The organism is Micromonospora sp. B006 (assembly GCF_003408515.1).
Classification (GTDB): domain Bacteria; phylum Actinomycetota; class Actinomycetes; order Mycobacteriales; family Micromonosporaceae; genus Micromonospora; species Micromonospora echinospora_A.
The window spans coordinates 772,008-796,146 of the sequence record NZ_CP030865.1 but is presented as its reverse complement, the minus strand read 5'-3'; the positions used below and the strand labels follow the sequence as shown (position 1 = coordinate 796,146).

Below are 24,139 nucleotides of genomic sequence, written 5' to 3'. Positions count from 1 at the left end.
GCGGCGGCCGGCGGGACTGTCACTTGGTCGGCTGGGCCTTCGAGGTGACAGTGATGGTGCCGGCGGCGATGTCCGTCTTGATCTTGTCGACCTCGGCCTTCAGGTCCGCCGGGACCTTGCTGTCGAAGTCGTGGTACGGGGCGATCGAGACGCCGTTGTTGGCGAGCGTGCCGACGAAGCCCGGCGTGGCCTGGAGCTTCTCGCCACCGGCGGCCTTCAGAGCGGCCTCCTTGACGGCGTCCGGGATGTTCTTGACCACGGTGGTCAGGATCGCCGAGCAGTCCGGGGTGCTCTCGCAGCCGTCGATGTCCACCCAGACGACCGAGTACTTGCCGCCCGAGGCCTTGGCCGCGGAGGTGGTGCCGAGACCGGCGCCACCGGCGACCGGCATCACGATGTCGGCGCCCTGCGCGACGAGCGCGTCGGAGACCTTCTTGCCCTCGTCCTGCTTCTCGAACGAGTTGGCGAAGGAGCCCTTCTGGGTGGCCTTGTCCCAGCCCAGCACCTGGACGTTCTTGCTCTTGGCCTTGTTGTAGTACGCCACGCCGTCGGCGAAGCCGTCCATGAAGATGGTGACCGGCGGGATCGGCAGGCCGCCGTAGGTGCCGACCTTGCCGGACTTGCTCATCCCGGCGGCCAGGTAGCCGGCCTGGAACCCGGCCTGCGCGGTGTCGAACTGCATCGGGTAGACGTTCGACACACCCGGGTTGGCGTCGACGATGGCGAACTGCTGGTTCGGGTTCTTCTCAGCCGCCGCCTTGGTGGCGTCCGACATCAGGCCACCGACGGCCAGGATGAAGTCGCACTTCTGGTTGACGAACCCGGTCAGGTTGACCTCGTAGTCCGCCTCGGCCTTCGACTGGACGTACTTGATGTCGATCTTGTCGTTCTCCTTCTGCGCCTCCTGCAGGCCCTTCCAGGCCGAGGCGTTGAAGGACTTGTCGTCGACGCCGCCGACGTCAGTCACCATGCAGGCGCTGAACTTCTTGCCACCGTCGCCGCCGGCGTTGTTGTCGTCGTCCGGAGCCTCACCACACGCGGCAGCGCCCAGCACGAGTCCACCCGCCGCAATGACGGAGGCAATCCGCATCCCACGCACAGAGCGCAAGACGTCTCCTTCCCCTTGCACACCGCGTCGTGCGCGGTGTGCAGCCCTTCGCCGACCTGCGATGTGCCGCCGGCGTCCCACGTTACGGACGGGAGCGTACGCCCGCGCCCACCCACCGGCCGACAATCGTGCACGACTGTTGAGCGTCCGTTACCCCGGTGTAACCCTTGCGTGGGGCAGGTCACTAATCAGGCCGGTGGGCGTGCGCGGCGATGTCGCGAACGTCCCTTTCCCCGGGCTTCCCCGACGTCTGGCGAATTAACGCCAGAACACCGCGACGGCAGCGTTGACCAGCGTCAACCCGACGATCGCGAGGAAGTGGCCGCGGTTGACGGTCTCCCGCTTACGGGAGAAGAAGACCATGACGAAGATGAGCAGCGCGAGCACCAACTTGGTAACAAGCTTCGCCGGGGCCGGCTCGTCCCCGTCGCGCAGCGGGGCGGACAGCCCGATGCCGGTGAGGACCTGGATGATCGCGCCCCAGAGCATGGCCGCGTTGATGCGCAGCTTGCCGGAGACGTACTGGGCGATCCCACCGCCGAGCAGCAGCGCGAAACCGATCAGATGGACGTAGAGAAGAATCAGTCGAAGAGCTTCCACGCCGCCCATCCTCCCTCATCAACGACGCTTCGTAGTAGTCACCCCGCCGACCTGCCGTCATACCGTGACCCCACACTCCCCCGCGATCTTGCGGTTGCCGCCCCGGCAAACGGGGCAGAAGCCGCGCCACACGGGCCGCAACCGCAAGATCGACGGAAGGTCAGCGCAGGCGCCACGCCTGGAACGTGGGGCCCTCGGCGGGGAGGGTCACCGCGCCCTCGGCGTCGGGGCGGAGGGCGGGGGCGTTGCCGTAGACGTTGTGGGCGGCGCCCACGCCTTGCAGGCGTACCGGGGTGCCTGCGGCACGTCTTGCCAGCACCAGCACCGTCGACGTGGGCGACTCGCGCAGGAAGACGAGCGTGTCCGCGTCCGCGTGCACCCAGCGCAGGCCACCGTGGCGCAGCGCCGGCTCGTCGCGGCGCAGCGTCAGCAACGACCGGTACGCCTCGAACGTGCGCCGGTCCCAGCTCTCCGGCCGGTGCCACGGCATCGGGGTACGCGAGCCCTCCCCGTTCGTACCGGTCAGGCCCAGCTCGTCCCCGGCGAAGACCACAGGCGTGCCGGGCATGGTGGCGAGCAGCCCGGCCGCCACCTCCTGCCGTGCCGCGTCACCGACCACGGTGCGGATCCGGGCCGAGTCGTGCGAGCCGAGCAGCTGCCACGAGTGGGTGTACGACCGCCAGGAGATCAGCGACCGGTAGGTGTTCATGGTGGCGAGCACCGCCGCCGCGTCGCGCCGCCGTACCCCGCCGGGGGTGCCGAGGAAGTTCGGCACCGGGTCGTCGCCGTGCCGCAGCCAGGACCAGACCGGGTCGGTGAAGCCGACGTAGTTCATCGTCCCGTGCCAGCCGTCGCGGTCCAGGTCACCGGTGTGGTCGTGGCCGTGCTCGGCGAGCAGCAGCCCGTCCGCGCGGGTTTCGGCGACCACCTCGCGCAGCAGCCGCGCCACCTCGTGGGTGTACGCGTCCGCGCCGCGGCGCCCGGTCATGTTCGCCACGTCGACCCGCCAGCCGTCCAGTCCGTACGGCGGGCGCAGCCAGCGGCGCAGCAGCGAGTCCTCGGCGGTGGCGAACCGGCGGCGCAGTTCCGCGCTGCCCCAGTTCAGCTTCGGCAGCGACTTCACCCCGTTCCACGACTCGTAGTCCGAGCCGGGCAGGTCGAAGTAGTACAGCTCGCGTTCCGGCGCGTGCACGTCGGAGACGGCGGCGGTGAACCAGTGGTGGGCGTCGCCGGTGTGGTTGCTGGTGATGTCGCCGAGCAGCCGCCAGCCCCGGGCGTGCACGGCGTCGGCGAGCCGGGCCAGCGCCGCGTCGCCGCCGAGCAGCGGGTCGACGGTGTCGAAGCTCGACGCGTCGTACCTGTGGTTGGAGCGCGCCGGGAACACCGGCGTGAGGTAGACGGTGTTGACGCCGAGCCGGTCCAGGTGGTCCAGGTGTTCGGTGACGCCGTCGAGGTCGCCGCCGTAGAACTGGCGGGGCGTCTCCGGGCCGCGGCCGACGACCGGGGTGTCCCAGTCGCATCCGATGGCCCAGTCCGGCGTGGTCCGGTCGTCGGCGGCGGCCGAGCGGGCGAACCGGTCCGGGAAGATCTGGTAGATCACCGCGTCCCGGGCCCAGGCCGGCGGCGGGGCGTAGCTGACCAGCTTGAAGTCGCCGTTGTCGGGCACGTCGTGGCCGGACAGCCCGGCCGCGTTGAGCCAGCGCGCGCCGCGTTCGCCGTCGAGGAGGAAGCGGTAGTTGCTGACCGGGTTGCGGACCTCGACGTCGGCCCGCCACCACACGTCGCCGTTCGCGGTGCGGTCGACCCGTGCCTCGGCGAAGCGCGGCTCGCCGTCGCCGGTGGTGCGCACGTGCACCTGGGAGACGCCGGAGCCGGCCGGGACCCGGACGAAGACCGGGACGGTCTGCCCGAGCGCGGGCTCCTGCTCCGGGACGTAGGTGGCGGAGCCGTCGTGGTGCGGCTGAAGGGACATGGTGCTGCCTTTCGCGTCTACCGACAGGGAGAGGGGCGGGCACCCGCCGCGGTCGGTTCACCCGACCGCGGCGGTCCGCCCTTCAAACCGCTCCGGTGTACGCCGACACGACGCCCTTGCCGCAGCGTGAGCCGAGGAGGCTCAGCCCTTTACCGCTCCGGAGGTGAGTCCGGAGACGATGTAGCGCTGGAGCAACTGGAACACCAGCACCGTCGGGATCGCGGTGAGCAGCGTGCCCGCCGCGAACATCCCGAAGTTGTTGTTGCGCTCGCCGGCCACCAGGCCGTACATGCCGACCGCGAGGGTCTTCGCCTCGGGTTCGGTGAGGAACACGTTGGCGATGATGAACTCGTTGATCGATCCGATGAACGCGAGCAGGCCGGTCACCGCCAGGATCGGCGCCACCAGCGGCAGCATGATCCGGAAGAAGACCTGCACGTGCGACGCGCCGTCCATGGTCGCCGACTCGTCCAGCTCCTTCGGCAGCGTGTCGAAGAAGCCCTTCATCAGCCAGGTGTTCGCGCCGAGCGCGCCACCCATGTAGAGCAGGAACAGGCCCCACGGGGTGTTGAACCCGATCGACGGGTAGAGGTCGGTGAGCGTGGTGAAGATCAGGAAGATCGCCACGATCGCCAGGAACTGCGGGAACATCTGGATCAGCAGCAGCGCGAGCAGGCCCACCCGGCGCCCGGCGAAGCGCATCCGGGAGAACGCGTACGCCGCGAGCGACGACAGGAAGATCGACGCGAAGCTGGCCACACCCGCCAGCAGCAGCGAGTTGAGGAACCAGTGGCCGAACGCGGTCCGGTCGAACAGGTTCGTGAAGTTCTCCAGCGACGCCCCGGTCGGCAGCAGCTCGGTGGAGGAGAGCGTGCCGAGCGGGTTGAACGCCGCCGAGATCACGAACAGGATCGGGAAGAGGCTGAACGCCACCGCCAGCACGCCCACCACGTGCCGCCAGCCGACCTGCGCGAACCAGCGGCCGCGCGAGCGGCGGGCCGGCGTGCGGGTGGTCGTGGGCGTCTCCGCGATTGTCGTCACGAGTACACCTCCTCCTGCTTACGGGTCCGCCGGAAGCTGATCGCCGACACCGTCGCCACGATCGCGAAGATGAAGATCGAGACGGTGGCGGCCAGGCCGAACTCGGCGCCCTGGGCGCCGAACGCGAGCCGGTACGTGTAGGTGATCAGCAGGTCGGTGGCGCCGTTCGTCGGGTTGTCCGGCGCGAACGGGCCGCCCTCGGTGGTGAAGAGGATCGCGTTGACGTTGTTGAAGTTGTACGCGAACGACGCGATCAGCAGCGGCGAGAGCGCCACCAGCAGCAGCGGCAGGGTGACCGACCTGAACGACTGCCAGGGCGACGCGCCGTCGACCGAGGTCGCCTCGGTCAGCTCCCGCGGGATGGCCTGCAACGCGCCGGTGGCCACCAGGAACATGTACGGGTAGCCGAGCCAGAGCTGCACCAGCAGCACCGCGATCCGGGCCGACCAGCTGCCGCCGAACCAGTCGACGTTCAGCCCGAACAGGTTGTTGAGCAGGCCGAAGTCGGTGTTGAACATGTCCCGCCAGATCAGCAGCATGGCGAACGACGGCATGGCGTACGGCAGGATCAGCAGCACCCGGTAGAAGTTGGTCCCCCGCATCCGGGGTGAGTGCAGCGCGAGCGCGATGGCCATGCCGAGCAGGAACGTCAGGCCGGTGGAACCGATCGCGAACGCGAAGTTCCAGGCCAGCGTGCCGAAGAACGGGCGGGAGATGTTCGGGTCGGTGAGCACCGCGGTGAAGTTCTTCAGCCCGACGTCGACCTTCCAGCCCTGGGCGAGCCGCTCACCGTCGGCGGCGACGAAGGAGCCGGACCCCTCGTCGGCGGTCCACGTCTTGCCGGTCTCGCTGTCCTTGACGCAGTCGCACGCGGCGTCGTACGCCCGGAGCGCCTTGCCCTCGTAGGCCCGGGTGAGGCCGTTGGAGCGGATGGCGCCCTCGTCGGTGGGCACGATGAGCGCGGTGACGGCGTCGCTGCGGCTGCTGGCCTGCCCGATGTTCAGCAGGGTGTAGCCGTCCGCCGCGGTGATCTTGCCGCTGAGGCTGCTCACCTCGACGTCGGCGGCGTCGAGCTTGCGCAGCCCTTCCGCGTCGCCGGCGAAGATGTCCTTGGTCTTCGGGTCGCTGAGCAGGAAGACCAGGGCGCCGGTCGCCGGATCGCCCTTCGTGGCGATGGTGAGGTTGTACTCGGTCGAGCCGGGGACCTGCTTCACCGAGGAGGTCTGCACGGCGACGATCGCGTCGTCCTTGCTGCCGCGGTGGCCGTCGCCGAAGTTCGTGAACGCGGTGCTCGCGGTGTAGAGCACCGGGAAGACCTGGAAGGCGATCAGGAAGAGCGTGCCGGGGACCAGGTACTTGGCGGGGATGTGCCGGCGGCTCAGGTAGAGGTAGAACAGGCCGGCGGTGGTGGCCACCAGGATGCCCAGCCCGATCCAGTGTTCGGCCTCGATGAGCGGGAAGGCCGCCCAGATCGCGATCCCGGCCACCAGGCCGAGCAGGACCACCTTGACGACGAGGCCGGTCGCGGTGATCGGCGCGTGTTGCCGCGCGGTACGGGACGTGCGCGGGAGCCCACGGCGTACGGGCTCCCGGCCCGGGGCCTGCGGTGCAGACCCCGGGCCGGACAGCGGCGCGCTCATTACTTGATCTGACCCTGGATGGTCTTGCCGGCGGCCGTGGTCGTCTTGGCCGGGTCGGCGCCGCCGATGATGGCGGCCTCCGCCTTGCCGAACGGGTCCCAGATCGCGGCCATGGCCGGGATCGCCGGGAGAACCTGGCCGTTCTTGCCGGCCTCGGAGAACTTGGCCAGGTCCGCGTCCTCACCCTTGACCTGGTCGAAGGCGGCGGTCAGCGCCGGCGGGCGCGGCTCGGCCTTGTACAGCGCGACGGCCAGCTCGGGCTTGGTCACGTAGTTGGTGACGAACTCCTGGGCCAGGGCCTTGTTCTTGCCCTTGGCGGCCACGTAGAACGCCTGCACGCCCACGAACGGCTGGGCCTCCTGGCCACCGGCGAAGCCGGGGACCGGGGAGATGTCGTAGGAGATGTTGGCCTTCTTGGCGTCGGCCACGGCCCACGGGCCGGAGACCAGGAACGCGCACTTCTTGCCGGTGAAGGTGGCGATGGAGTTCTCGCCGGTGATGGAGCGCTTCAGCGCACCCTCGCCCTTCTCACCCAGCTTCGCGATCTTCTGGAAGGCAGCGATCGACTCCGGCTTGCCCACGCCCAGGTCCTTCGGGTCGTAGTCGCCGTTCGCCGTGGTGCCGAACAGGTAGCCGCCGCCGGAGGTGTAGAGCGGGTAGATGTGGTACGCGTCGCCGTTCTGGCCGGACTGCAGGCACAGGATCTCGCTGGCCTTCTTCTCGGCCTTGAGCTTCTTGCCGGCGGCGACCAGGTCCTCGATCGTCTTCGGCGCCTCGGGGGCCAGCTCGGTGTTGCGGATCAGCGCGACGTTCTCGGTGGCGTAGGGCACACCGTAGAGCTGGCCGTTGAACGTGACGGCCTTGATGGCGGTCTCGTTGAAGCCGGCCTTCTGCTCGGCCGGGAGCTGCACCGGGTCGATGGCGCCGTTCTGGACCAGGTTGCCGATCCAGTCGTGCGCGCCGACCACGACGTCCGGGCCGCTGCCCTGCTGCGAGGCGGTGACGAAGTTGGTCTGCAGGTCCTTGGAGACGGCCTGGACCTCGACGGTCACGCCGTTCTCCTTGCCGAACTCCTCGGCGAACGGCTTGAGCGCGGCCGTGCGCTTGTCGTCGGCCCAGATGACCAGCTTGCCGCCGGTCGCCTTGGCGGACTCACCGGCGGCCGGCTTGTCGTCGCTGCCGCTGTCACCACAGCCGGAGGCGGCGAGCGCCAGGCCGAGGACGGCGACCACACCCGCGGTACGGATGCGCATCGGTACTCCTGTCGTCATGGCGGCCCGCCGGGGGAAGGGCGGCCCGCCAGTGGAAACCTCTGAAATTTCTTGCTGACCGGCGCCGTGGTGCTGCGCCGCTGCTCTCGCATGTTGCGGGGACGTTAGCAAGAGGTTGCAGAGAATGGAAGGGCTTGCAGAAGTGTACGCAAGACTTTGCCGTTGGGCTAAAGTGCCGCACATGCGCGCTCGACTGTCCGACATCGCCCAACAGGCTGAAGTCAGCGAGGCCACGGTGTCGCGGGTGCTCAACGACCGCCCCGGTGTGGCCCCCGAGACCCGGCAGGCCGTCCTCACCGCCCTCGATGTGCTCGGCTACGAACGCCCGGCCCGGCTGCGCAAGCGCAGCGCCGGGCTGGTCGGCCTGGTCGTGCCGGAGCTGGACAACCCGATCTTCCCGGCGTTCGCCCAGATCATCGAGTCCGCGCTCGCCCCGACCGGCTACACCCCGGTGCTCTGCACGCAGACGCCGGGCGGCGTCCGCGAGGACGAGTACGTGGAGATGCTGTTGGACCGGCAGGTCTCCGGCATCGTCTTCGTCTCCGGCCTGCACGCCGACACCGCCGCGGACCACGACCGCTACCGCACGCTGCTGGCCCGGCCGCTGCCGATCGTCATGATCAACGGGTACGCCCCGGGCATCCCCGCCCCGTTCGTCTCCTGCGACGACCGCGAGTCCGCCGAACTCGCAGTCGCCCACCTGGTCGCGCTCGGGCACCGCCGGATCGGCCTGATCACCGGCCCGGACCGGTTCGTGCCGGTGCAGCGCAAGGTCGCCGGCTACAAGGCCGCGATGGGGCGCCTCACCGACATCACCTCCGACGAGCTGACGGAGCTGACCGAGCTGTCGCTGTTCGGCGTGGAGGGCGGCGAGGCGGCCGCCGGCCGGCTCATCGAGCGCGGCGTGACCGGCCTGGTCTGCGGCTCCGACCTGATGGCGCTCGGCGCGATCCGGGCGGCCCGCCAGCGCGGCCTCTCGGTGCCCGGTGACATCTCCGTGGTCGGGTACGACGACTCTCCGCTCATGGCCTTCACCGACCCGCCGCTGACCACCGTGCGTCAGCCGGTCGCCGCCATGGCGGTCGCCGCGGTGCGGGCCCTGGTCGACGAGATCAACGGCCATCCCTCCCCGAACTCGGAGTACCTGTTCCGCCCCGAGCTGGTGGTACGCGGCTCCACCGCGGTGACCCGCCCCGCCGACCCCCCGAAACGCCAGCGCCCCACCCCCTCCTCCCCCCTCCCCATCCCCGCCTGACCCCCTCCCCGCACCCGCGGGCCCCTCCCCGCGCCCGCGGGCCCCTCCCCCCCTGTTGATCAAGGGGTTTGTGTCCGAGTCGATCTCCAACCGGGACACGAACTCCTTGATCAACCGCCTGAGGGGCGGGTGGGTGTCTCGGGATGCGGGAGAAGGGCTTGGAAGGGCGGCGGGTGATGGCTGTCATTTCTTGCGCAAGGAATGCTTGACTCTTGCAGTGCTGTGGCGGCATTCTGCTCAGACACCCTGCGCCGCCACAGAACGGGAATCGACAGCGATGACCTCCGCCACCACCCCCACGCCACGGACCGCCGACGACGACTGGTGGCGGTCCGCGGTCGTCTACCAGGTGTACGTCCGCAGCTTCGCCGACGCGAACTCCGACGGGGTCGGTGACCTCCAGGGCATCCGGCAGCGCCTGCCCTACCTGCGTGACCTCGGCGTGGACGCGCTCTGGCTGACGCCGTTCTACACCTCTCCCCAGGTCGACGCCGGCTACGACGTGGCCGACTACCGCGACGTCGACCCGCTGTTCGGCAACCTGACCGACTTCGACGAGATGATCACCGACGCGCACGCGCTCGGCCTGCGGATCATCGTCGACATGGTGCCCAACCACACCTCCAGCGCGCACCCGTGGTTCGCCGCGGCGCTCGCCGCCGGCCCCGGCTCGCCGGAGCGCGAGCGCTACCTGTTCGCCGACGGCAAGGGCGAGCAGGGCGAGCTGCCCCCGAACGACTGGGAGAGCATCTTCGGCGGCCCGGCCTGGACGCGCGTGGTCGACGGCCAGTGGTACCTGCACCTGTTCGACCCGGCGCAGCCCGACCTGAACTGGCGTCACCCCGAGGTGCGGGCCGAGTTCGAGGACATCCTGCGCTTCTGGCTGGACCGGGGCGTGGACGGCTTCCGGATCGACGTGGCCCACGGGATGATCAAGGCCGAAGGGCTACCGGACGTCGGCTTCAACTCGATGACCACCGGCCAGCGCCAGTCCGAGCTGCTGGGCAAGGGCCGGCTGCCGTACTTCGACCAGGACGAGGTGCACGACATCTACCGCGCCTGGCGCCCGATCCTGGACAGCTACCCGGGTGGCCGGATGGCTGTGGCCGAGGCCTGGGCCGAGACGCCGCAGCGGCTGGCCCGCTACATCGGCCCGGACGAGCTGCACCAGGCGTTCAGCTTCGACTTCCTCGACGCCACCTGGTCGGCCGACTCGTTCCGCAAGGTGATCGACACCGCGCTGGCCGAGTCGACGATCGTCGGCGCGCCGACCACCTGGGTGCTGTCCAACCACGACCGGCAGCGTCACGTCACCCGGTACGGCGACGGCGAGGTCGGCCTGCGCCGCGCCCGCGCCGCCGCGCTGCTGATGTTCGCGCTGCCCGGCTGCGCGTACGTCTACCAGGGCGAGGAACTGGGCCTGCCGGAGGTGCTGGACCTCCCCGACGAGCTGCGCCAGGACCCGGCGTTCCGGCGTACCGGGGAGAGCCGCGACGGTTGCCGGGTGCCGATCCCGTGGGGCGGCGAGCTGCCCCCGTACGGATTCGGGCCCGACGGCAGCGAGCTGAGCTGGCTGCCCGCGCCGGCGACCTGGCGGTCGCTGTCGGTGGCCGCGCAGACCGGGACCTCCGGCTCGACGCTGGAGCTGTACCGGACCGCGCTGCGGATCCGGCACGAGCACCCGGCGCTCGCCGAGGTCGGCGGCATCACCTGGCTGGAGACCGAGCCCGGCGTCCTGGCGTTCCGCCGCGCCGCCGGGGACGCCGACCTGACCTGTGTGGTCAACATCAGCGGCGCCGACGTGACGGTGAGCGGCCACGGCCGCCCGGTCGTCGCGAGCGCCGACCTCACCGAGCGGGGCGACGGACACGTCCTGCCGGTGGACGCGGCTGCGTGGTTCGAACGGCGCTGAGCCGGGTAACCCGCCAACGACCTGGCCGTCCGTTGTGCCCCGCGCCGACGGGCGGCTGGGCTGCCGACCCCTTGTGGTGGGGGGTGAGGTGGTCCCGGCCCCTCGGGAGTCCGCTCCCGGGGGGCCGGTGTCCATCCCGGCAGCCCTGGGTACCACCGGGGGATGACAGCACGCGTGGCGCAGTACACCCTCGACGTCAGCGACCTGGACCGGATGGCCCGGTTCTGGTCCGCCGCCCTCGGCTACACGGTCTCGCAGGGCGACGACGGCAACGCGAAGCTCTACCCGCCGTCCGGCCGGCCCGGCCCGACCGTCTGGTTGCAGGGCAGCGGCACCCCGAAGCACGGCAAGAACCGGCTCCACCTGGACCTGGTCGCCGACGAGGGGCAGACGGCGGAGGTCGAGCGGCTGATCGGGCTCGGCGCCCGGCTCGCCGACGTCGGGCAGACCGGCGCGGAGGGGTTCGTGGTGCTCGTCGACCCGGAGGACAACGAGTTCTGCGTACTCGACGGGCCGCCGCGCTGAGCGTCCTCAGCCGCCCTTGGCGGTGAGCAGCGCGGCGATCCGGGCGAACCCGGCCCGGATCTCCTCCCGGTCGGGCGGATTCGCCGGCTCGGGCTCGGGCTGCCGCTCGGCTGCCAGTTCCAGCTCCTCGTCGATGACGTCCTCGAAGTCGCCGTACAGATCGGCCTGGTCGATCTCGGCCGCCTCGTCCTCGGCGGCGATCTGCGCCGCGGCGATCTCGCCCCGGATCTCCTCCGGCGTGAGCGCCGGCAGCAGCGGCTCCACCACCGCCATCAGCTGCTCCTCGGCCACCACCGCCTCGGCCAGCGCCAGCGCGTGCGCCCGCTCGTAGGGGCCGCAGACCACCGGCTCCCACTCGTCGTCAGCGCCGAGCGGGCCGAACGTGATGATCCACGGCAGGCCGAGCATCGGCGAGTCGTCCGGCAGGTCGAGTGTCACGAGTGCGCCCACCGGCCCATCATCGTCGGCCGCGCTTCGCCCGGGGACCGCATCGGCGGAGACTCTCCCCGCTCAGGGGACCGCGCTCAACCATGCGTGCCGGCGTCCAGCGCCGCACGGACCAGGGCGACCGCCCGCTCCGGCGGTACGCCCAGGCGGCGTGCCTCGGCGGCGTACCCGGCGGCGGCCTGCTGCAGCCGGTCGGCGGCGTCGTCCCGTCCCGGCGCGACCACCGTGCCGTGCCGGCCGCGCGTCTGGACCAGCCCGGCGGCCTCCAGCTCCCGGTAGGCCCGCGCCACCGTGTTCACCGCCAGCCCCAGGTCCGCCGCGAGCTGCCGCACCGCGGGCAGCCGGGTGCCCACCGGCAGCCGCCCGTCGCCGATCCGCGCCGCGAACTGCGCGCGCACCTGCTCGTACGGCGGCACCGCCGACGCGGCATCGATCCGGATCCGCGCGCTCATCCCGCCCCTCCCGGCGTTCCCGGTTCGGTCTCCTCGTCGAGCACGTCCGCCTCCACGTCCACCTCCCGGGCTCCGCCCTCGGCCATGTCCACCACCCGGCCGTACGGGCTGGTCGCGGCGAGCGCCGCGCCGAAGAGCACCAACTGGTTGAGCAGGTAGAGGTAGAGCAGCAGGCCCACGGCGGTGGCGACCACTGTGTACGCCGGGTTCCGCTCGGTGCGTACCACGTAGTAACGACCGACGGTGTTGAGCAGGGTGATCCCGATCGCGACGGCGAGCACCGCCGGTCGCAGCCGCCGCCGGCTCATCCGCAGCCGGGGCACGGCCAGCAGCATCGCGGCGGCGAGCACGGCGTTGACGAGCACGCTCAGCACCGCGCTGATCGTGGTCAGGCCCACCGAGCCGGTGCTGCGCAGCAGAAAGCGCAGCAGCGACTCCAGCGCGTCCACGGCGGCCACCGAGACGAACAGCAGCACGAAGACGGCGACCAGCACACCCAGGTCGACAAGGCGCCGCATCACCAGGTTGCCGGGCTGCTGGTTGAAGCCGTACATCAGCCGCTGCGAGGAGCGGATCGCCTCCACCCAGCCGATGCCGGTGAAGACCAGGATGACCAGGCCGACCACGCCGACGGTGTTGCTGCTCTCGGCGATCTGCGCCGGGTCGAGGAAGGGCAGGTTCTCTTCCAGGAAGTGGGCCGCCGCGCGGCTGACCTCCTCGTTGTCGCGCAGCACCGCGCCGAAGATCCAGTACGCGACCAGGGCGAGCGCGAACACGGCGAAGAAGCCGTAGTACGCGATGGCGGCGGCGAGCCGACCGGCGAGCAGGTCGGCGTAGAGCGTCCCGGCCCGCCAGACGTGGTCGAAGGCCGACGAGCGGCCACGCGCCGCGTCGATGCGGCGCCCCACCGCCGCCTCGATCCGGCCGAAGACGTTCACCCCGCCATCCTCGCCGATCTTCGCCCGCGGTGGAGGTGCCCCGGCCGGTCGGATGTTCAGCGTTGCCCGCCGAGCCGGAAGTCGCGGCGGGGCTGCCACCGGGTCGCCCCACTGTGCGAGAACAGCGTGAACGCCTCCACCTGGAACAACGCGGAGAAGTCGGCCAGGTCCTCGTACGCCTTGTCGAGCACCTCGGTCGGCACGTCCTGAGCAACCGTGACGTGCGGGTGGTAGGGGAAACGCAGCTCGCGCCGCAGCTCGGGGGCCGAGTTGATGGCGGCGGCCAGCAGCTCGCACTCGCTGATCCCGGCCGCCACCGTCACGAACACCACCTGGGTGACCGGGCGGAACGTGCCGGTGCCGCGCAGGTGCAGGGTGAACGGCAGGTGCGCGGCGGCGACCCGGGCCAGGTGATCCTCGACGGCGGGCAGCGCGCGTACCGGGATCTCGGTGGGCCCGAGCAGGGTGACGTGCGCGGGGACGGCGGCCGGGTCGCCGGCCTCGACCCGGCGGCGGGTGAGCATCCCGCCCCAGGGCTCGGGGACGTCGACGGCGATCCCGATCTGGATCGTGTCTGCGCCGCCCGGCACCGCGTCACTGCCCGCCACGTTGCGCGCCACCCCTTCGGCCACCGGCTGCGTCACCCGTTCCCGCCCGACCGGGCCGCTACTCGAACCGCACCGGCGGGAAGAAACCGACCCGCTCGTACGCGTCACGCAGCGTCGCGGCGGCCACCACCCGGGCCTTCTCCGCGCCCCGCGCGAGCAGCTTGTCGAGCTGGGCCGGGTCGTTCAGGTAGCCGTTCGTGCGTTCCTGGATCGGGGTGACGAACTCGCGCACCACCTCGGCCAGGTCCTTCTTCAGGTCGCCGTAGCCCTTGCCGTCGTACGCGGCCACCAGGTCGTCGATGCCCCGCCCGGACAGCGCCGAGTAGATGGTGAGCAGGTTGCTGATGCCCGGCTTGCCCTCGGCGTCGAAGACGATCTCGCGGCCGGTGTCGGTGACCGCCGAGCGGATCTTCTTGGCCGAGCGGGCCGCGTCCTCCAGCAGGTCGATGATGCCGGCCGGGGAGGACGACGACTTCGACATCTTGGCCGTCGGGTCCTGGAGGTCGGTGATCTTCGCGGTGTCCTTCACGATGTGCGGCGCGGGCACCGTGAAGGTGCGGCCGAACAGCGAGTTGAACCGCTGCGCCAAGTCCCGGGAGAGCTCCAGGTGCTGCCGCTGGTCCTCGCCGACCGGCACCGCGTTCGCCTGGTAGAGCAGGATGTCGGCGGCCTGCAGGATCGGGTACGTGAACAGGCCGACGCTGGCCCGCTCGCTGCCCTGCTTCTGCGACTTGTCCTTGAACTGGGTCATCCGGCCGGCCTCGCCGAAGCCGGTGATGCAGCCGAGCACCCAGGCCAGCTGCGGGTGCTCGGGCACCTGCGACTGGACGAACAGCGTGCTGCGCTCCGGGTCCAGGCCCAGCGCGAACAGCTGCGCGGCGGCCACCCGGCTGCGGTGCTTGAGCACCTTCGGGTCGTGCCCGGCGGTGATCGCGTGCAGGTCGACCACGCAGTAGAACGCGTCGTGGCTGTCCTGCAACGCCACCCAGTGCCGCAGCGCGCCCAGGTAGTTGCCGAGGTGGAACGAGTCGGCCGTCGGCTGGATGCCGGAGAAGACGCGCGGGCGGGCGGGTACGTCGGACATGGCGGCAATTCTGTCAGCAAGCCCCGGCGTCCGTCATGACGGGCCGGTGGATCGGGCGGGTACGGGCGGAAGCGGACCGTTCACCTCACGCCGGGGCTCGGGCAGCCGCGCGGCGGAGACCGCCAGGCGGGACACCCGCCGTCCGTCGAGCGCCAGCACCCGCAGCAGCCAGCCGGCCGGATCGGCGGGGACCGATCCGCTGTCCGGGTCGAGCGCCACCGGCACCTCGTCCCCGGCCACCGGCAGCCGGCCCAGCGCGGCCATCACGAACCCGCCCACCGTCTCGTACGGGCCGGCGGGCAGCGGCACACCGGTCCGTTCGGCGAAGTCGGTCAGGTTGAGCCGGCCGTCCACGACGGCGGGCAGGCCGGCGGCCTCCGGTTCGAGCGGGCCGTGCTCCTCGTCCCGGATCTCCCCGACCAGTTCCTCGACCAGGTCCTCGCAGGTGACGATGCCGGCGGTGCCGCCGTACTCGTCGATCACCACGGCCAGGTGGTGGCCCTCCCGGCGCATCTCGGTCAGCGCCGCGAGCACGCGCTTGCTGTCCGGCAGGCGCTTCACCTCGCGGGTCAGCTCGCCGACCACCAGCGGCCGGTCGGGCTCCGGGCGCAGCAGCACGTCCCGCAGGTGCACCATGCCGACCACGTCGTCGTGCGTGCCGTCGACCACGGGGTAGCGGGTGTGCGGGTCGTCCCGGACCAGCCGCTGGGCCCGCGCCAGCGGCAGGGCGGCGCTGAGGAAGACCACCTCGGTGCGCGGCACCATCACCTCGCGTACGAGCCGGGCGCCGGCCAGCAGCACCTCGTCGATGATCCGGCGCTCGTCGGCGTCGAGCAGCGTGTTCGCCGCGACCAGATCGCGCAGCTCGGCCTCGGTGATCCGCTCCCGTCCGGCGACCGGGCTGGCGCCGAGCAGGTCGGTCACCAGCCGGGTGGCGCCGTCGGCCGCCCGCACCACCAGGCGGGCCACGGTACGGGCCAGCGGGCCGGGTTCGCGGCGGAGCCGCCCCGACGGACGCCGCCGGGGCCCGGGACCACCACCCTCCCGCATGAGAAGGATGGTAGACAGCGGCCACCGTGCGCCCGGGCCAATGTTCGGATCTGTTCAATCATGAAGGATTATGATGGAATGGAGGCGGACTCAACTCGACAGCCGCGACACCGCCCCCGGCCGTAGGGTGATCGCGGGACGGCCGCCACGCGACGCGGCCCAGGCAGGAGGACGACCGACGTGAAACTGCTCGTCACCGGCGGCGCCGGCTACATCGGCAGCGTGGTGACCCGGATGCTGCTCGACCACGGCCACCAGGTGGCCGTGCTGGACGACCTGCGCACCGGTCACCGGGAAGCCATCGCCCCCGAGGCGACCCACGTCGACCTGCCGGTGCACGAGGCCGCCCGGGTGCTCACCCCCGACGCCGGGTTCGACGGCGTGCTGCACTTCGCCGCCCTGATCGCCGCCGGCGAGTCGATGATCCGGCCCGAGCTGTACTGGCACACCAACACCGTCGGCTCGATCGCGCTCATCGACGCGGTCCGCGCCGCCCGGGTGCCCCGGATGGTCTTCTCCTCCACCGCCGCCGTCTACGGCAACCCCACCGAGCTGCCCATCCCGGAGACCGCCGTCAAGGCCCCCACCAGCACCTACGGCGCGACCAAGCTGGCCGTCGACATGGCGCTCACCTCCGAGGCGATCGCTCACGACCTGGCCGCCGTCTCGCTGCGCTACTTCAACGTCGCCGGGGCGTACCTGCGCGACGGGCTGGCCATCGGCGAACGGCACGACCCGGAGACGCACCTCATCCCGATCGCGCTCGACGTCGCCGCCGGGCGGCGGGAGAAGCTCCAGCTCTTCGGCGACGACTACCCCACGATCGACGGCACCTGCGTCCGCGACTACATCCACGTGGAGGACCTGGCGCGCGCCCACCTGCTCGCGCTCGACGCGGCCACCCCGGGCCGGCACCGCATCTACAACCTGGGCAACGGCAACGGCTTCACCAACCGGCAGGTGGTCGACGTGGTCCGCGAGGTCACCGGCCACCCGCTGCCGGTCGAGGTGGCCCCCCGCCGCGAGGGCGACCCCGCGGAGCTGGTCGCGTCCTCCGCGCTGGCCCGCGACGAGCTGGGCTGGACGCCGGCCAAGCCGACCCTGCACGACATGGTCGGCGACGCGTGGGCGTTCTACCGGGCACACGTCGCGGGACAGCCCTCATGACCGTCGCCGACCGCGCCACCGCCGGCTTCCGGCAGCGGTACCGCACCGAGCCGGCCGGCCGCTGGGCGGCGCCCGGGCGGGTCAACCTGATCGGCGAGCACACCGACTACAACGACGGCTTCGTGCTGCCCTTCGCGCTGCCACTGCGTACCGTGGTCGCCGCCGCGCCCGACCCCGACGGGCGCTGGACGGTCTGGTCGGAGCTGGACGACGAGCCGGTGGAGTTCGGCGCCGCGGAGGCCGACGAGCCCGGCGGCGTCGACGGCTGGGCCGCCTACGTGGCCGGGGTGGTGTGGGCGCTGCGCGCCGCCGGGCACGACGTGCCGGGCGCGCGGCTCGCCGTCGCCTCCGACGTGCCGGTCGGCTCCGGTCTCTCCTCGTCGGCCGCCATCGAGTCGGCGGTGCTGGCGGCGCTGGTCGACCTCGGCGGCCTGGACCTGCCCGCGCAGGCGTGGCACCGGCTCGCCCAGCGGGCCGAGAACGACTACGTCGGCGCGCCCACCGGGATCATGGACCAGTCCGCCGTGATCCGCGGCCGGGAGGGGCACGCGCTGTTCCTCGACTGCCGCACCGAGGAGGTCGAGCAGATCCCGTTCGACCTGGACGCCGCCGGGCTGGCCGTGCTGGTGATCGACAGCCGGGCGCCGCACCGGCACGCGGACGGCGAGTACGCCGCCCGGCGCCGCAGTTGCGAACGGGGCGCCGCCGCGCTCGGAGTCGCAGCGCTGCGCGACGTCGACGTGGCCGGCCTCGACACCGCGCTGGCCCGCCTCGACGACGACGAGACCCGCCGCCGGGTCCGGCACGTCGTCACCGAGAACCAGCGGGTGCTCGACACGGTCGCGCTGCTGCGCGCCGGCCGGGTCCGCGACACCGGTCCGCTGCTGACCGCCTCGCACGCCTCCATGCGCGACGACTTCGAGATCACCGTGCCGGAGATCGACACTGCCGTCGAGGCGGCGCTGTCCGCCGGGGCGTACGGCGCCCGGATGACCGGCGGCGGCTTCGGCGGCTGCGTGCTCGCCCTGGTCGACGCGGACGCCGCCGACCCGGTGGCCGCCGCCGTCACCGAGGCGTACGCGAAGCGCGGCTTCACCGCCCCCGGCACCCTGACCGTCCGCCCCGCAGGAGGCGTAACCCGCCTGGGGTGAGGTGTAAGGAAGGGCCCCTTATTAACGCCTGCGGTAGAGGAAGGGCCCCTTGTTAACAGTGAGCTGTTAACAAGGGGCCCTTCCTTACACGCAGGGGTCAGCCGGCCTCGACGATCATGCCGGCGCCGACCGTACGGTTCGTGGCCTCGTCGATGATCACGAAGCCGCCGGTGGTGCGGTTGCGGCGGTACTCGTCGGCGAGCAGCGGCACCGTGGTCCGCAGCCGGACCCGGCCGATCTCGTTGAGCTTCAGCTCCCCCACCGTCTCGTCCCGGTGCAGCGAGTTGATGTCCAGCCGGTAGTGCAGGCCGCGCACGATCGCCCGCGCCGAGCGGGTGGTGTGCTTGATCGCGTACTTGCCGCCGACCTGCAACGGGCGGGTCTCGTCCATCCAGCAGACCATCGCCTCGATGTCCTGCACGGCCATCGGAGCGTTGTTCGGCCGGCAGATCATGTCACCGCGGGAGATGTCCAGCTCGTCGGTCAGCCGGACCGTCACCGACATCGGCGGGAACGCCTCGTCCACCGGGCCGTCGGCGGTCTCCACCGCGGCGATACGGCTGGTGAACCCGGACGGCAGCACCATCACCTCGTCGCCCGGCTTGAGCACGCCCGAGGCCACCTGCCCGGCGTAGCCCCGGTAGTCGGTGACGGTGGTGGACTGCGGCCGGATCACGTACTGCACCGGGAACCGCACGTCGACCAGGTTGCGGTCCGAGGCGATGTGCACCCGCTCCAGGTGGTGCAGCAGCGACGGCCCCTCGTACCACGGCATGTTCTCCGAGCGGGTGACGATGTTGTCGCCCTTGAGCGCGGAGACCGGCACCACGGTCAGGTCCGGCACGTCGAGCTTCGCCGCGAACGCGGTGAACTCGTCGGCGATCCGCTCGTAGACCTCCTGCGACCAGTCGACCAGGTCCATCTTGTTCACACAGAGAACCAGGTGCGGCACCCGCAGCAGCGAGCAGAGGAACGCGTGCCGGCGGGACTGCTCCACCAGGCCCTTGCGCGCGTCCACCAGGATCAGCGCCAGGTCGGCGGTCGAGGCGCCGGTGACCATGTTCCGGGTGTACTGGATGTGCCCCGGGGTGTCGGCGATGATGAACTTGCGCCGCGGCGTGGCGAAGTAGCGGTACGCCACGTCGATGGTGATGCCCTGCTCCCGCTCGGCGCGCAGGCCGTCGGTGAGCAGCGCCAGGTTGGTGTACTCGTCGCCACGGGCCGCGCTGACCGCCTCGACCGCGGCGAGCTGGTCGGTGAACAGCGACTTGGTGTCGTAGAGCAGACGGCCGATGAGCGTCGACTTGCCGTCGTCGACGCTGCCCGCGGTGGCGAACCGCAGCAGGTCCATCGGCCGCGCGGTCTCGCTCTCGGCCGGCGCCAGGGTCTCGACGCTCATCAGAAGTAGCCCTCTCGCTTGCGGTCCTCCATGGCGGCCTCGCTGACCCGGTCGTCGCCGCGGGTCGCGCCGCGCTCGGTGATCCGCGTGGCGGCCACCTCCTCGATCACCTTCTCCACCGTGTCGGCGTCCGAGCGGACCGCCGCGGTGCAGGAGGCGTCACCCACGGTCCGGTACCGCACCTGGGTCTTGAACGGCTGCTCACCGGCGCGGGCCCGGAAGAACTCGTTCACCGCGTAGAGCATGCCGTCGCGCTCGATCACCTCGCGCTCGTGCGCGTAGTAGATCGACGGCAGCGGAATCCGCTCCCGCGCGATGTAGTGCCACACGTCCAGCTCGGTCCAGTTCGACAGCGGGAACACCCGGATCGACTCGCCCGGGTGGTGCCGGCCGTTGTACAGCGCCCACAGCTCCGGACGCTGGTTCTTCGGGTCCCACTGGCCGAACTCGTCGCGGAAGCTGAACACCCGCTCCTTGGCCCGCGCCTTCTCCTCGTCGCGCCGGGCGCCGCCGAACAGCGCGTCGAAGCGGTGCTTCTCGACCGCCTCCAGCAGCACCGGCGTCTGGATGCGGTTGCGCATGCCGTCGGCGGACTCGCGGACCAGGCCCTTGTTCAGCGCCTCCGGCACGCTCGCCACGATCAGCTGCAGGCCCAGCTCGGCCACCCGCTGATCGCGGTAGTCGAGCACCTCGGGAAAGTTGTGCCCGGTGTCCACGTGCATCACCGGGAAGGGGATGTTGGCCGGCGCGAACGCCTTCTGGGCCAACCGGAGCATCACGATCGAGTCCTTGCCACCGGAGAAGAGCAGCACCGGCCGCTCCATCTCGGCGACCACCTCGCGCATCACGAAGATGCTCTCCGCCTCGAGGGCGTCGAGGTGCGACACCTGGTACGCGGCGGGGGACGTCATGACACGAACTCGATTCGCACGGATCCGTACATCGGATTCCAGACCTTTCAGGTCGGACTCGTGAAGAAGAACGCTCAGGTTACCCGGAATGCCGCTGCAACGCTGCAAGCAACCGACTCGCGAGATCCTTGCGGCAGACCAGCAGATCCGGTAGGCGCGGGTCGGCCCCGTTGTATTTCAGCGCAGAACCGTCGATCCGGGAAGCATGCAGACCGGTGGCCGTCGCCACAGCGACCGGAGCGGCCGAATCCCACTCGTACTGACCGCCCGCGTGGATGTACGCGTCGACCTCACCGGTGACCACGGCGGCGATCTTCGCGCCCGCCGAGCCCATCGGGACCAGATGAGCGCCGACGTCCTCTGCCAGATCGGTCAGGAAAACCGGCGGACGGCTACGACTGGCCGCCAACCGGATGACCCGCCGGCTTCCGCCCACGGCCGCCTCGACGGTCATCGGCGGGTAGGCCGGCGGATGATCCGTGCCGAGCACCCGGTGCTGGGCCGGCAGGCCCACCGCGCCCGCCACCAGACCGTGCGGCTTCGACGCGTTACGCGACCAGAGCGCCACGTGCACCGCCCAGTCCGCGCGCCCCTCCTCCGCGTACTCCCGGGTGCCGTCCAGCGGATCGATGATCCAGACCCGGTCGGCGGTCAGGCGGGACAGCGCCTCGCTCGTCACCTCCGCCGTCCAGGCCAGCCGCGAACCCTCGTCCTCCTCCGACAGCACCGCGTCCGCCGGCCGCCACCTCGCCAGCTCGGTGCGGATCAGGTCGTGCGAAACCTTGTCCCCGGCCGACCGGAGCGCTCCCGCGTCGGCGAACCCCAGCTCCGTACGCAACGCCGTCAACGCCTGGCCGGCCCGCGACGCCAGCCACCGGGCGAAGCCGCCGTCGATCATCGGAGGACTGCCCATGATGCTCCCGTCGCCCCTTCGCTCCGTCACCCGAGCCGGTCAGCCCCCGTGGTACAGGTTCTGCGTCGGCTCCACACCCTTGAGAACCACCGACTCCACCACGTCCGCCGCGCGGTCCACCAGGAACTCCAGCTCCTTGCGCTCCGCCGAGGAAAAATCCGAGAGTACGTAGTCAGCCGGGTCCTGCCGACCCGGCGGCCGGCCGATGCCGAACCGCACCCGCACGTAGTCCTTCGTACCGAGCGACTTCGACATCGAACGCAGGCCGTTGTGGCCGCCCTCGCCACCGCCGCACTTCACCCGCACCTGCCCGTACGGGATGTCCAGCTCGTCGTGCACGGCGATCACGTGCGCCGGCGGAATCTTGTGGAACTGCGCCAGCCCGGCCACCGGACCGCCGGAGAGGTTCATGTACGTCAACGGCTTGAGCAGCACCAGCTTCGGGCCGCCGAACCCCAGCCGCCCCTCGGCGGCCTCGGCCATCGCGCGCTTGTGCCGCCCGAACTTCGCGCCCACCCGGGCCGCCAGCAGGTCGGCCACCATGAACCCGACGTTGTGCCGGTTGTTCGCGTACTCCCGGCCGGGGTTGCCCAGGCCGACCACCAGCCACGGTCCCGCCTCGTCCGTCACCCGACGTCCCTTCCCGCTCGCTTCGCCGACCAGCCGTCCCGATACGCCGACAGGCGCCCCCGGGAACCGGGGACGCCTGTCGCACAGCCTTGCGGACCGGTCAGGCCTCGGTCTTCGCCTCGGCCGGGGCCTCCTCGCCCTCGGCGGCCGGAGCGCCCTCGGCACCCTCGGCGGTCTCCTCGCCGACCTCGGCCTCGGCCTCCTCGGTGGCCTCCTCGACCTCGGGGAGGGTGGCCTCGAGCTGCTCGGCGGTCGGAGCGGCGGTCACCGAGGCGACAGCGGTGCTGTCGTCGGTGGCCAGCTCGACGCCGGCCGGCAGCTCGACGTCGGCGGCGGTGATCGTGGTGCCCGGCTCGGCGCCCTCGATCGACGCCTCCAGGTGGTCCGGCACCTTGGTCGCGTCAGCGGTCACCGACAGCGTGTCGTGGTCGTGCACGATCAGGGTGTCCTTCGCGGCCTCACCGGTCAGCTGGACCGGGACCTCGACGGTGACCTTCTCGCCCCGGCGGACCAGCAGCAGGTCCACGTGCTCGAAGGTGTCCTTGATCGGGTCACGCTGGATCGCCTTCGGCAGCGCCAGCACCTGCGTGCCGTCGCTGACCTCGATCGCGAAGAGCTGGTTCGCGCCACCCTTACGGATCGCGGCGGCGAACTCCCGCGCCGGAAGCGCGATGTGCTTGGGCTTCTCGCCGTGGCCGTACAGCACGGCGGGCACCTTGCCGGCCCGGCGGGTACGACGGGCACCACCCTTGCCGAACTCGGTACGGGGCTCGGCGCTGATCTTTACCTCGGACACGGGGAAACTCCTGATGCTTCGCTGCGGCGGCTTGTCGTCTGGCGGTGCTGGGGCGAGGGGCTCGCTGGGGCTAGGGTCATGAACGACCGCCCGGAGCACCGCGTCGATGACGGCGCCTCCGTGCGGTGCTTGTCAGCAGCCCGCCGGGCACCCTCGCCGTGGCAACCGCACCAGTCTACCCGAGGGCTTTCCCGGCTCTCCGGCAGTCCCCCATATCACCGCCGCGCCTGTTCCGCAGGGCATCGGCCCGGCCGCCGGACGTACCGGCGACCGGACCGCGACGATCAGCTCAGGCCACCGAACAGGGTGGTCACCGAACCGTCGTCGAAGACCTCACGGATCGCCCGCGCCAGCAGCGGGGCGATCGACAGCACTGTGAGCTTGTCCAACTGCTTCTCCGACGGCAGCGGCAGCGTGTTCGTCACCACGACCTCGCTGATCGGGCTGTTCTTCAGCCGCTCGGTCGCCGGGTCGGACAGCAGCGCGTGGGTCGAGGCGACCACGATCTCCGCCGCGCCCTGCTCCTTGAGGATGTCCGCCGCCTTGGTGATCGTGCCACCGGTGTCGATCATGTCGTCCACGATCAGGCACACCCGGCCCTCGACCTCACCGACCACCCGGTTCGCCACGACCTGGTTCGGCTTCAGCGGGTCACGGGTCTTGTGGATGAACGCCAGCGGGCAGCCGCCCAGCCGGTCGGTCCACCGCTCCGCCACACGGACCCGGCCCGAGTCCGGCGCCACCACAGTCATCGGCCGGCCCGCGTACTTGTGCTCCACGTACTCGGCCAGCACGTCCATGGCGAACAGGTGGTCCACCGGGCCGTCGAAGAAGCCCTGGATCTGCGCGGTGTGCAGGTCGACGGTCAGGATGCGGTTCGCGCCGGCCGTCTTGAGCAGGTCGGCGATCAGCCGCGCCGAGATCGGCTCCCGGCCGCGGTGCTTCTTGTCCTGCCGCGCGTACGGGTAGAACGGCAGCACCACGGTGATCCGCTTGGCCGAACCGCGCTTCAGCGCGTCGACCATGATCAGGGTCTCCATGACCCAGGTGTTCACGCCGTGCGTCACGGACTGCACCACGAAGGCGTCCGAACCACGAACCGAGTCCTTGTACCGGACGAAGATCTCGCCGTTGGCGAAGTCGTACGCGTCGGCCGGCGTCGGCGCGACGCCGAGCACCTCACCGATCTCCTTGGCCAGCTCCGGAAAACCCCTCCCGGAGAAGAGCATCAGGCTCTTGCGGTTTTCGGCGACGATGCTGCCCATGGGC

23 protein-coding genes are annotated in these 24,139 nt (G+C 71.2%); 5 read left to right on the top strand and 18 right to left on the bottom strand.

Features of this window, described 5'->3' with window-relative positions; translation table 11 throughout:
• Positions 1-19: 19 nt before the first annotated feature.
• The 6 genes from MicB006_RS04010 to MicB006_RS03985 form a co-directional block, all read right to left on the bottom strand.
• A complete protein-coding gene (locus tag MicB006_RS04010) occupies positions 20-1,090 on the bottom strand; it encodes a BMP family protein (protein ID WP_192900259.1) in 1,071 nt (356 codons plus the stop codon).
• Between the two features lie 276 nt (positions 1,091-1,366).
• A complete protein-coding gene (locus tag MicB006_RS04005) occupies positions 1,367-1,708 on the bottom strand; it encodes a hypothetical protein (RefSeq protein ID WP_030501184.1) in 342 nt (113 codons plus the stop codon).
• A gap of 160 nt (positions 1,709-1,868) precedes the next feature.
• The gene (locus MicB006_RS04000) at positions 1,869-3,680 is read right to left on the bottom strand and encodes a glycoside hydrolase family 13 protein (protein WP_116503889.1); all 1,812 of its coding nucleotides are present in this window, start codon (positions 3,678-3,680) and stop codon (positions 1,869-1,871) included.
• A gap of 141 nt (positions 3,681-3,821) precedes the next feature.
• On the bottom strand, positions 3,822-4,721 hold the full coding sequence (locus tag MicB006_RS03995) for a sugar ABC transporter permease (RefSeq protein ID WP_116503887.1): 900 nt from the start codon (positions 4,719-4,721) through the stop codon (positions 3,822-3,824).
• The gene (locus tag MicB006_RS03990) at positions 4,718-6,361 is read right to left on the bottom strand and encodes an ABC transporter permease subunit (protein WP_116503886.1); all 1,644 of its coding nucleotides are present in this window, start codon (positions 6,359-6,361) and stop codon (positions 4,718-4,720) included. The genes MicB006_RS03995 and MicB006_RS03990 overlap by 4 nt, the downstream gene beginning before the upstream one ends.
• A complete protein-coding gene (locus MicB006_RS03985; RefSeq protein WP_116503884.1) occupies positions 6,361-7,614 on the bottom strand; it encodes a maltose ABC transporter substrate-binding protein in 1,254 nt (417 codons plus the stop codon). Before MicB006_RS03985 ends, MicB006_RS03990 begins: the two co-directional genes overlap by 1 nt.
• A gap of 199 nt (positions 7,615-7,813) precedes the next feature.
• Between MicB006_RS03985 and MicB006_RS03980 the strand changes: the two genes are divergently transcribed.
• The 3 genes from MicB006_RS03980 (at position 7,814) to MicB006_RS03965 (ending at position 11,324) form a co-directional block, all read left to right on the top strand.
• Positions 7,814-8,887: a LacI family DNA-binding transcriptional regulator gene (locus MicB006_RS03980; RefSeq protein ID WP_116503882.1), complete on the top strand. Its 1,074-nt coding sequence runs from the start codon at positions 7,814-7,816 to the stop codon at positions 8,885-8,887.
• A gap of 277 nt (positions 8,888-9,164) precedes the next feature.
• Positions 9,165-10,799: a glycoside hydrolase family 13 protein gene (locus MicB006_RS03970; RefSeq protein ID WP_116503880.1), complete on the top strand. Its 1,635-nt coding sequence runs from the start codon at positions 9,165-9,167 to the stop codon at positions 10,797-10,799.
• Positions 10,800-10,961: 162 nt separating this feature from the next.
• Complete coding sequence (locus tag MicB006_RS03965) at positions 10,962-11,324, top strand: VOC family protein (protein WP_073825300.1); 363 nt, start codon at positions 10,962-10,964, stop codon at positions 11,322-11,324.
• Positions 11,325-11,330: 6 nt separating this feature from the next.
• Here MicB006_RS03965 and MicB006_RS03960 read toward each other — a convergent pair whose 3' ends face one another.
• The 6 genes from MicB006_RS03960 to MicB006_RS03935 form a co-directional block, all read right to left on the bottom strand.
• The gene (locus MicB006_RS03960; protein ID WP_073825304.1) at positions 11,331-11,774 is read right to left on the bottom strand and encodes a hypothetical protein; all 444 of its coding nucleotides are present in this window, start codon (positions 11,772-11,774) and stop codon (positions 11,331-11,333) included.
• Between the two features lie 74 nt (positions 11,775-11,848).
• The gene (locus tag MicB006_RS03955) at positions 11,849-12,223 is read right to left on the bottom strand and encodes a GntR family transcriptional regulator (protein ID WP_073825307.1); all 375 of its coding nucleotides are present in this window, start codon (positions 12,221-12,223) and stop codon (positions 11,849-11,851) included.
• A complete protein-coding gene (locus MicB006_RS03950) occupies positions 12,220-13,161 on the bottom strand; it encodes a YhjD/YihY/BrkB family envelope integrity protein (protein ID WP_073825311.1) in 942 nt (313 codons plus the stop codon). The genes MicB006_RS03955 and MicB006_RS03950 overlap by 4 nt, the downstream gene beginning before the upstream one ends.
• 56 nt (positions 13,162-13,217) lie before the next feature.
• Entirely contained in the window at positions 13,218-13,805 is a 588-nt protein-coding gene (locus MicB006_RS03945) for a 2'-5' RNA ligase family protein (RefSeq protein ID WP_073825315.1), read from the bottom strand.
• Between the two features lie 22 nt (positions 13,806-13,827).
• Positions 13,828-14,853: a tryptophan--tRNA ligase gene (trpS, locus tag MicB006_RS03940; RefSeq protein WP_116503878.1), complete on the bottom strand. Its 1,026-nt coding sequence runs from the start codon at positions 14,851-14,853 to the stop codon at positions 13,828-13,830.
• Positions 14,854-14,886: 33 nt separating this feature from the next.
• Positions 14,887-15,903, bottom strand: a complete 1,017-nt coding sequence (locus MicB006_RS03935) for a hemolysin family protein (protein ID WP_225980636.1) — start codon at positions 15,901-15,903, stop codon at positions 14,887-14,889.
• Positions 15,904-16,083: 180 nt separating this feature from the next.
• Here MicB006_RS03935 and galE point away from each other — a divergent pair, with 180 nt between their 5' ends.
• Both galE and galK read left to right on the top strand, forming a co-directional pair.
• On the top strand, positions 16,084-17,070 hold the full coding sequence (gene galE / locus MicB006_RS03930) for a UDP-glucose 4-epimerase GalE (protein WP_116503876.1): 987 nt from the start codon (positions 16,084-16,086) through the stop codon (positions 17,068-17,070).
• A complete protein-coding gene (galK, locus tag MicB006_RS03925; protein WP_116503874.1) occupies positions 17,067-18,221 on the top strand; it encodes a galactokinase in 1,155 nt (384 codons plus the stop codon). The genes galE and galK overlap by 4 nt, the downstream gene beginning before the upstream one ends.
• Before the next feature lie 97 nt (positions 18,222-18,318).
• Here galK and MicB006_RS03920 read toward each other — a convergent pair whose 3' ends face one another.
• The 6 genes from MicB006_RS03920 to MicB006_RS03895 all read right to left on the bottom strand — a co-directional run bounded on the left by MicB006_RS03920 (position 18,319) and on the right by MicB006_RS03895 (position 24,135).
• Positions 18,319-19,620, bottom strand: a complete 1,302-nt coding sequence (locus tag MicB006_RS03920; RefSeq protein WP_116503872.1) for a sulfate adenylyltransferase subunit 1 — start codon at positions 19,618-19,620, stop codon at positions 18,319-18,321.
• The gene (cysD, locus tag MicB006_RS03915; RefSeq protein WP_073825338.1) at positions 19,620-20,531 is read right to left on the bottom strand and encodes a sulfate adenylyltransferase subunit CysD; all 912 of its coding nucleotides are present in this window, start codon (positions 20,529-20,531) and stop codon (positions 19,620-19,622) included. Before cysD ends, MicB006_RS03920 begins: the two co-directional genes overlap by 1 nt.
• A 79-nt stretch (positions 20,532-20,610) precedes the next feature.
• Positions 20,611-21,444: an inositol monophosphatase family protein gene (locus tag MicB006_RS03910; RefSeq protein WP_116503870.1), complete on the bottom strand. Its 834-nt coding sequence runs from the start codon at positions 21,442-21,444 to the stop codon at positions 20,611-20,613.
• Positions 21,445-21,483: 39 nt separating this feature from the next.
• Positions 21,484-22,074: an aminoacyl-tRNA hydrolase gene (gene pth / locus MicB006_RS03905; RefSeq protein WP_116503868.1), complete on the bottom strand. Its 591-nt coding sequence runs from the start codon at positions 22,072-22,074 to the stop codon at positions 21,484-21,486.
• Positions 22,075-22,174: 100 nt separating this feature from the next.
• Positions 22,175-22,870 (bottom strand): 50S ribosomal protein L25/general stress protein Ctc, encoded by a 696-nt coding sequence (locus MicB006_RS03900; RefSeq protein WP_116503866.1) that lies wholly within the window; start codon positions 22,868-22,870, stop codon positions 22,175-22,177.
• Positions 22,871-23,154: 284 nt separating this feature from the next.
• Complete coding sequence (locus tag MicB006_RS03895) at positions 23,155-24,135, bottom strand: ribose-phosphate diphosphokinase (protein ID WP_030501163.1); 981 nt, start codon at positions 24,133-24,135, stop codon at positions 23,155-23,157.
• Positions 24,136-24,139 lie beyond the last annotated feature (4 nt).